The organism is Sphingomonas sp. FUKUSWIS1, assembly GCF_000733135.1.
In the GTDB taxonomy this organism is placed as follows: Bacteria; Pseudomonadota; Alphaproteobacteria; order Sphingomonadales; family Sphingomonadaceae; genus Sphingomonas; species Sphingomonas aerolata.
Genome location: NZ_JPJC01000104.1, coordinates 1 through 7,929, shown reverse-complemented (window position 1 = coordinate 7,929; position 7,929 = coordinate 1). Strand labels below are relative to the sequence as shown.

General features: G+C 68.3%; 6 protein-coding genes. All 6 read left to right on the top strand.

Features of this window, described 5'->3' with window-relative positions; all coding sequences use genetic code 11:
* Positions 1 to 1,942, top strand: a 1,942-nt coding sequence (locus sphsw_RS07545; RefSeq protein ID WP_031440070.1) for a M13 family metallopeptidase, incomplete at its 5' end; no start/stop codon positions are given.
* A gap of 80 nt (positions 1,943 to 2,022) precedes the next feature.
* Positions 2,023 to 4,407: a hybrid sensor histidine kinase/response regulator gene (locus sphsw_RS07540; RefSeq protein WP_031440069.1), complete on the top strand. Its 2,385-nt coding sequence runs from the start codon at positions 2,023 to 2,025 to the stop codon at positions 4,405 to 4,407.
* Positions 4,408 to 4,455: 48 nt separating this feature from the next.
* Positions 4,456 to 4,806, top strand: a complete 351-nt coding sequence (locus tag sphsw_RS07535; protein WP_031396103.1) for a response regulator — start codon at positions 4,456 to 4,458, stop codon at positions 4,804 to 4,806.
* Positions 4,807 to 4,922: 116 nt separating this feature from the next.
* Positions 4,923 to 6,644 carry a dihydroxy-acid dehydratase gene (gene ilvD, locus sphsw_RS07530; protein ID WP_031440068.1) on the top strand — a complete coding sequence of 574 codons (1,722 nt, stop codon included), beginning with the start codon at positions 4,923 to 4,925 and terminating at the stop codon, positions 6,642 to 6,644.
* 139 nt (positions 6,645 to 6,783) lie between these two features.
* The gene (locus sphsw_RS07525; RefSeq protein WP_327195637.1) at positions 6,784 to 7,026 is read left to right on the top strand and encodes a hypothetical protein; all 243 of its coding nucleotides are present in this window, start codon (positions 6,784 to 6,786) and stop codon (positions 7,024 to 7,026) included.
* Positions 7,023 to 7,929 (top strand): NAD(P)H-hydrate epimerase (locus sphsw_RS07520; protein WP_031440066.1); only part of this gene is annotated, 907 nt, incomplete at its 3' end. The genes sphsw_RS07525 and sphsw_RS07520, both read left to right, overlap by 4 nt.

Genomic DNA, 7,929 nt, shown 5'->3' with positions numbered 1-7,929 from the left:
GACCGGCGCGCAATATGGCAGCTTCGGCTTCGACGAGAAGGGCATGGACAAGAGCGTCCAGCCCGGTGACGATTTCTACGCCTTCGCCAATGGCAACTGGGCGAAGACCACCCCGATCCCCGCGGACAAGTCGAACTACGGCGCGTTCAACTTCCTCTCCGACCTGTCCGAGACGCGCACCCGCGGCATCCTCGACACCGCGGCCAAGGACCCCAACTCGAAGATCGGTCGCGCCTATGCGACCTTCCTCGACACCGGCACGATCGAGGCCAAGGGGCTGGCGCCGATCCGCCCATGGCTCGCGAAGATCGCCGCGCTGAAGGACCGGGCGGGCTATCCTGCGCTGCTCGCCGAGGCGGATCGCGCCGGGATCGGCGGCCCGTTCGGCAGCGGCGTCGGCCAGGACGACAAGATCCCCGAGCAATACGCGCTCTCGCTCGGCCAGTCGGGGCTCGGTCTGCCCGACCGCGACTATTATCTCAGCACCGACGCCAAGCTGGTCGAGGCGCGCACCGCCTACCGCGCGCACATCGCCAAGATGCTGACGCTCGCCGGCGAACCCGATGCCGAGGCGCGCGCCGCCGCGTTGCTCGCGTTCGAGACCGAGATCGCCCGGGTCAGCTGGACCCGAGTCGACAGCCGCGACGCGACCAAGACCTATAACAAGATGTCCGTCGCAGAGCTCGCCAAGCGCGCGCCCGGCTTCGACTTCGCGGGCTATTTCAAGGCGACCGGCACGCCCGTACCGACCGTCATCGTCGCACAGCCCTCGGCGATCACCGGCATTGCAAAACTCGTCGCGACCGCGCCGATCGGCGTGCTCAAGGACCAGCTGATCCTGCGTTCGCTCGACGGCTATGCGGACGTGCTGCCAAAGGCGTTCGACGCCGAACAGTTCGCCTTTTACGGCACCGTGCTCGGCGGCACCCCCGAGCAGGAGGCCCGCTGGAAGCGCGGTGTCCAGTTCACCAGCGGTGCGCTCGGCGACGAGGTCAGCAAGCTCTACGTCGCACAGTATTTCCCGCCCGAGACCAAGGCGGCAGCGGACGTGCTGGTGAAGAACGTGCTCGCCGCGATGGGCCGCCGGATCGACAAGCTCGACTGGATGGCGCCCGAGACCAAGCAGAAGGCGCACGCCAAGCTCGCCGCCTTCACCCCCAAGATCGGCTATCCCAGCCAGTGGAAGGACCTGTCCGCGCTGACGATCACGTCCGGCGACGCGTTCGGCAACGAATGGCGCGCCAATGAATGGCAGCATCAGGACAATATCGCCAAGCTCGGCAAGCCCCTGCAGCGCTGGGAATGGGGCATGACGCCGATGACGGTCAACGCCTATGCCAATTTCGGCATGGTCGAGATCGTCTTCCCCGCAGCCATCCTCCAGCCGCCGTTCTTCGATCCGAAGGCCGACGACGCGGTCAATTACGGCGGCATCGGCGCCGTGATCGGCCACGAACTGAGCCATCATTTCGACGACCAGGGTTCGAAATACGATGCCAAGGGGCAGCTCACCGACTGGTGGACGCCCAAGGACATCGCCGGCTTCAACGCACTCACCGGCAAGCTCGGCGCGCAGTACGACGCCTATGAGCCGCTGCCGGGGATGCACGTGAAGGGCCAGCTGACGATGGGCGAAAACATCGCCGATCTCGCCGGGCTGACGGTCGCCTATGACGCCTATCACACCGCGCTCGGCGGCGAGGCGGCGCCCGTGCTCGACGGCTTCACCGGCGACCAGCGCTTCTATCTGGGCTGGGCGCAGGTCTGGCGCCGCAACTACCGCGAGGCGAACCTGCGTCAGCGGCTGCTGACCGATCCGCATTCGCCGTCGCAGCAGCGCGCCTCGGTCGTCCGCAATCTCGACCCCTGGTACGCCGCCTATCAGCCCAAGCCGACGCAGCGTCTGTATCTCGCCCCCGAACAGCGCGTACGCATCTGGTGACCGGCCGCGTCCCCGACCGGGAAACCGGGCGGGGACATGATGCTTGACCCCAAACCCCCGAACAGCGGAAGAGGCATCGCATGGTTTCGCTTCCGCCCCAGACCGGCCTCGGGCCGAACCGCCGCGCCGCCCTTGTCGCGGCGGTGACGGGGATCGCCGCGTCGGGGCTGGTGCTCGGCATGATCGGCGACCTCGTCGTCGCGGCGGCCTTTCTCGCCGCGGCGATCATCGTCGTCGGCGCGGTGATCGTCTGGCGGTTGCTCGCGCGCGCCGGCAGCGCCGAACTGCGCACGATCGACTGGGACTTTACGCGGGCGGTTGCGCAGGCGAGCGGCGATGCGATCGCGGTGACCGATCGCGCGGGCCGGCTGGTCTGCGCGAACGACGCCTATGACGCGGTGTTCAGCGGCTTTCCGACCCCGCCGGGGCTGCCGCTCGACGCGAGTGGGGTCGTATTGCTGGCCGAGGCCGGACGCACCGCGTGGCGCGACGGTCACGCGCAGGCAGAACGGCTGGTCGCCAACGGGCTGCGCATCTCGGCATCGATCACCCGCGCCGGGGACGAGGCGGACATGCTCGTCTGGCGGTTCGTCACCGCGCCCGACTATGACCTCGCACAGACCGCCGAGCGGCTGATCGACGGGCCGACCGGCGACCGGCTCGGCGGCAGCGGGATCATGGCGGCGTTGCTCAGCGCCGACGGCCGCGTCCGCGCGACCAACCGCGTGCTCCGCGTCCGCGCGATTGGCGACGAGCATGAGGCGATCGAAGGCCGCGACTTCGCGCGCTTCCTGATCACCGACAATCGCGGCCTCGTCCGCTTCGCGCGCGAGGGCGGCGCGGGGACGCCGCTGCGCGTGGTGCAGGTGCCCTTTGTCGAGGGCGACGACGCCCCCGTCCTCGTCATTTTGCTCGACGACGAGGAGGATGCGCCCGCGATCGGCGCGTCCGCCTCCGCGCATGTCCGCAGCCTCGTCAGCCTGATGCCGTTCAGCATGGCGCTGGTCGATCGCGAGGGCCGCTTCATCCAGATGAACGACTCGTTCCTGCGCGCCGCCGGGGTCGTCGGCGCCGCGCCGCCGCTTTACCCCGGCGACCTCGTCGTACGCGAGGACAAGACCGCGGTCGCCGACGCGATCCGTCGGTTCGCGGGCGGGCAGACGCATTCGACCGACATGGCGGTCCGGCTGAAGGATCATCCCGACGAGCCGGTCGCGCTGACCATCGCCGGCGCGCGCGGGCTCGGCGACGCCGCCGTCCTGCTCAGCCTGAAAGACAATAGCGAGGAATCGCGACTGAAGCGCGAGGTGGCGCAGGCGACCAAGATGCAGGCGGTCGGCCAGCTCGCCGGCGGCGTCGCGCATGATTTCAACAACATCCTGACCGCGATCATCGGCCACTGCGACCTGATGCTGATGCGCCATTCGCCCGGCGACAGCGATTATGACGACATCCAGCAGATCCGCACCAACTCGAACCGCGCCGCCGGGCTGACCCGCCAGCTGCTCGCCTTCAGCCGCCAGCAGACGCTGCGCCCGCAGATCCTGCAGCTGCCCGACGTCGTGTCCGAGGTCTCCAACCTGCTCAAGCGACTGATGGGCGAGACCGTCCGGCTCGACATGATGCACGGCCGCAACCTGGGGCCGGTCCGCGCCGATCCGGGGCAGCTCGAACAGGTCGTCGTCAACCTCGCAGTCAACGCCCGCGATGCGATCCTGTCCGCCAACCCGCGCGGCGGCGGCACGCTGACCATCACCACGCGTTCGGTCTCGGCGACCGAGGTGCGGCAGATGGCCTCCGACATCCTGCCCGTCGCGGATTATACCGCGCTGATCGTCCAGGACACCGGCACCGGGATCCCGCCCGAGGTCCTGCCCAAGATCTTCGAGCCGTTCTTCACGACCAAGGAATTCGGCAAGGGCACCGGGCTCGGCCTGTCGACCGTCTACGGCATCGTCAAGCAGTCGGGCGGCTATATCTTCGCCGAATCGCAGCCGGGGCAGGGGGCGACCTTCACCATCTTCCTCCCCGTCCACGCCGCCCCCGCCGCGCCGCGGCTCACCGCGCCCAAGCCCGCGGCGAAGCCCGCCGACCTGTGGGGCACGGGCACGATCCTGCTGGTCGAGGACGAGGACATGGTCCGCGCGGTCGCCGAACGCGCGCTCACCCGCCAGGGGTATAGCGTGCTGACCGCGGAGAATGGCGAGGTCGCGCTCGAGATCATGGCGAAGAACGGCCGCCCCGACCTGCTGATCACCGACGTGGTGATGCCGACCATGGACGGCCCGACGATGGTCCGGCACGCCCGCGAGAAATATCCAGACCTGCCGATCGTCTTCATGTCGGGCTATGCCGAGGAACAGCTGCGCAAGTCGATCGACCTCGACAATGTCGAGTTTCTTCCCAAGCCCTTCTCGGTTCAGCAGCTTGCCGAAGCCGCGCGCGACGTTCTTGCGGCACGTTAAGCAACAAGATGTTGGCGCTCGGCGAAATTGCCGCCTAAGGTACAAAATATGAACGTGCCACAGCAGATCCTCATCGTAGAGGATGAACCGTTGATCGCCATGATGCTCGAGGATTTCCTCGAGGTGCTGGACAAGGGCGTGGCAGGGTCCGTCGACACCGTCGCCGATGCCCTGCACCGCATCTCGGCCGGGGGTGTCGACGCCGCGATCCTCGACGTCAACCTGCGTGGCGGTGAGAAGAGTACTCCGATCGCCGAACGGCTTGCTGAGGGCGGAATTCCCTTCGTGTTCGCGACCGGCGGTGGCGATGACGGCCTCGATCCCCGCTTCCGCGACCGGCCCCGCCTGCAGAAGCCGTTTACGATGGACGGCGTCGCCAAGGCGCTCGAAAGCCTCTGACGCCCGCCGCGCGGGCTCTGCGGTCCTTGTCTGGCCGCGGCCGCGGCGGATAAAACTGCAAATCCATACGCAACTGTCTTGCGCAAAGGCCCCGTCTCGCGACATAGGCGGTCGCCATGACCCGTATATTCGATAAATCGCGCTTGCCGAGCCGGCATGTCTCCGTCGGTCCAGAGCGTGCGCCGCACCGCAGCTATTACTACGCGATGGGTATCCCCGAAGAGGATATCGCGCGTCCGTTCGTCGCGCTCGCGTCCGCCGGCAACAACTCGGCCCCCTGCAACACCACGCTCGACGCGCAGGCCGACGCCGCGCAGGCCGGCGTCATCCAGGGCGGCGGGATGCCACGCCGCTTCAATACCATCACCGTCACCGACGGCATCGCGATGGGCCATCAGGGGATGAAGGCGAGCCTCGTCAGCCGCGAAGTCATCGCCGACTCGGTCGAACTCTCGGTCCGCGGCCATTGCTACGACGCGCTGGTCGGCTTTGCCGGCTGCGACAAGTCGCTGCCCGGCATGATGATGGCCATGCTCCGCCTGAACATCCCGTCGGTGTTCGTCTATGGCGGCTCGATCCTGCCCGGCCGCTATCAGGAGCGCGACGTCACCGTCGTCGACGTGTTCGAGATCGTCGGCAAATATGCCGCCGGTGCCTGCCCGCTGTCGGAGGTGCATGCGCTCGAGAAGGTCGCCTGCCCGGGCCACGGCGCCTGCGGTGGGCAATATACCGCCAACACCATGGCCTGCGTCGCGGAAGCAATCGGATTATCCATTCCGAACAGTAACATGGTACCCGCTCCTTACACGACGCGTGAACAGATCGCGGTGGCTGCAGGGGCGCAGGTCATGGAGTGTCTGGCCGACAATATCCGCCCGCGCGACATCTGCACGCGCGAAGCCTTCATCAATGCGGCGCGAGTCGTCGCCGCGACCGGCGGCTCGACCAACGCCGCGCTGCATCTGCCCGCCATGGCGTCGGAAGCGGGGATCGAGTTCGACCTGTTCGACGTCGCGGAAATCTTCAAGACAACGCCGTACATCGCCGACCTCAAACCCGGTGGGAAGTATGTCGCCAAGGACATGTACGAGGCGGGCGGCGTCTACATGCTGATGAAGACGATGCTCAGCGGCGGATTCCTCGACGGCAGCTGCATGACCGTGACCGGCAAGACGCTGGCCGAGAATATCGACCAGGTGACGTGGAACCCCGACCAGAAGGTCATCTACGACATCAGCACCCCGCTGACCCCAACGGGTGGCGTCGTCGGCCTGCGCGGCAGTCTCGCCCCCGATGGCGCGATCGTGAAGGTCGCGGGCATGCACCGGCTGCAGTTCAGCGGCCCGGCGCGTGTGTTCGACTGCGAGGAGGACACCTTTGCCGCGGTCGAGGCGCGTGCGATCAACGAGGGCGAGGTCATCGTCATCCGCTACGAAGGTCCCAAGGGTGGCCCGGGCATGCGCGAGATGCTCTCGACCACCGCCGCGCTCTACGGGCTGGGGATGGGCGAGAGCGTCGCGCTGATCACCGACGGCCGTTTCTCGGGCGGCACACGCGGCTTCTGCATCGGCCATGTCGGCCCCGAAGCCGCCGATGGCGGCCCGATCGCGCTCGTCGAGGATGGCGACATTATCCATATCGATGCCGAGGCGGGGACGATCGATCTCGATGTTCCCGAGGACGTGATGGCGGCACGCCGCGCGGTCTGGGTCCCGCGCAAGACCGATTACGGCTCGGGCGCGCTGTGGCGCTATGCGAAGACCGTCGGTCCGGCGTACAAGGGCGCGGTCACGCACCCGGGAGCCGCAGCCGAAACGCATGTCTACGCGGATATCTAAACGATCGCAGTGTCTTGTTGGGCTTGTCTCACTCCCGCTGGCAGCCTGCGGGAGCGGCAAGCCCGATGCCGGTGATACGGCGTCGCGCCGCGACGACGCTTCCTTCATGCATGTCCCCTGCGCCAGGGGGGGCGCCGCTTTGGCTCCCGACTGCACGATCGAGCAGGCGCGCGGTGCAGATGGCGTGATCCTGACCCTCCGCCACGCCGATGGCGGCTTTCGCCGGCTGCGCGTCTCGCCTGACGGCCGCGGCGTGGTCGCCGCCGACGGGGCGGAGCGGGCGCGCGTCACGGCATCCACGCCCGGCAGCATCGACGTCGCGCTGGGCACCGACCGCTACCGCCTCCCGGCGACGGTCCAGCCGGGCGCGAACGGCTCATGATCCGGATCGAGGGCCAGCCCGTCCTGACCGCCGCCGAGATGCGCGCGGCCGAGGATGCGGTGATCGCAACCGGAATCCCGGTCGAGACGCTGATGGACCGCGCAGGCACCGCGATCGCGCACGCGGTCCGCCGTCTGGCGGGATCGAACGCCATCCTGATCCTCTGCGGCCCCGGCAACAATGGCGGCGACGGCTATGTCGCCGCGCGCGTGCTCGCCGAACTGGGCGCAACCGTCCGCGTCGCCGCGCTGTCCGAACCCCGCACCGACGCAGCCAGGGCGGCAAGGGCAGGGTGGCCCGGCCCCGTCGACTCGCTCGCCACCGCGAAGCCCGCCCCCGTCCTCGTCGACGCCCTCTTCGGCACCGGCCTGACCCGACCCTTGAGTGGTACCTCTCCCCAAACCCCAAACACCCCCCCGGCGAAGGCCGGGGCCCAGTTGGGCACCGCTATCGACGAAGTGCACGGTTCACCCAACTGGCCCCCGGCCTCCGCCGGGGAGGTATCGATCGGGGAAAGACTCCACACCCTGACCAAAGCCGCCACCCTCACCATAGCCATCGACCTCCCCAGCGGCCTCGCCACCGACTCCGGCCGCGCGCTCACCACACCCCCCGTCTTCCACCTCACGCTAGCCCTCGGCGCACTCAAACCCGTGCACCTCCTCCAGCCCGCCGCCCGCTATTGCGGCGAGATCCGCCTCCTCGACATCGGCGTCCCCGTCACCAGCCAGATCGAAGTGCTCAAAAGCCCGCACCTCGCACCGCCCGGACCCGACGCGCACAAATACACCCGCGGCATGGTCGGGGTCATCGCCGGCACGATGGCAGGCGCCGCCGACCTCGCCGCGCTCGCCGCGATGCGCGCGGGCGCGGGCTATGTGACGCTGCTCGGCGACAGCGCCG

What these genes read in the sequence shown, in the direction of transcription:
- sphsw_RS07540 (WP_031440069.1), top strand. Translation starts at nt 2,023, where the DNA reads ATGGTTTCGCTTCCGCCCCAGACCGGCCTCGGGCCGAACCGCCGCGCC.
- ilvD (WP_031440068.1), top strand. Translation starts at nt 4,923, where the DNA reads ATGACCCGTATATTCGATAAATCGCGCTTGCCGAGCCGGCATGTCTCC.
- sphsw_RS07535 (WP_031396103.1), top strand. Translation starts at nt 4,456, where the DNA reads ATGAACGTGCCACAGCAGATCCTCATCGTAGAGGATGAACCGTTGATC.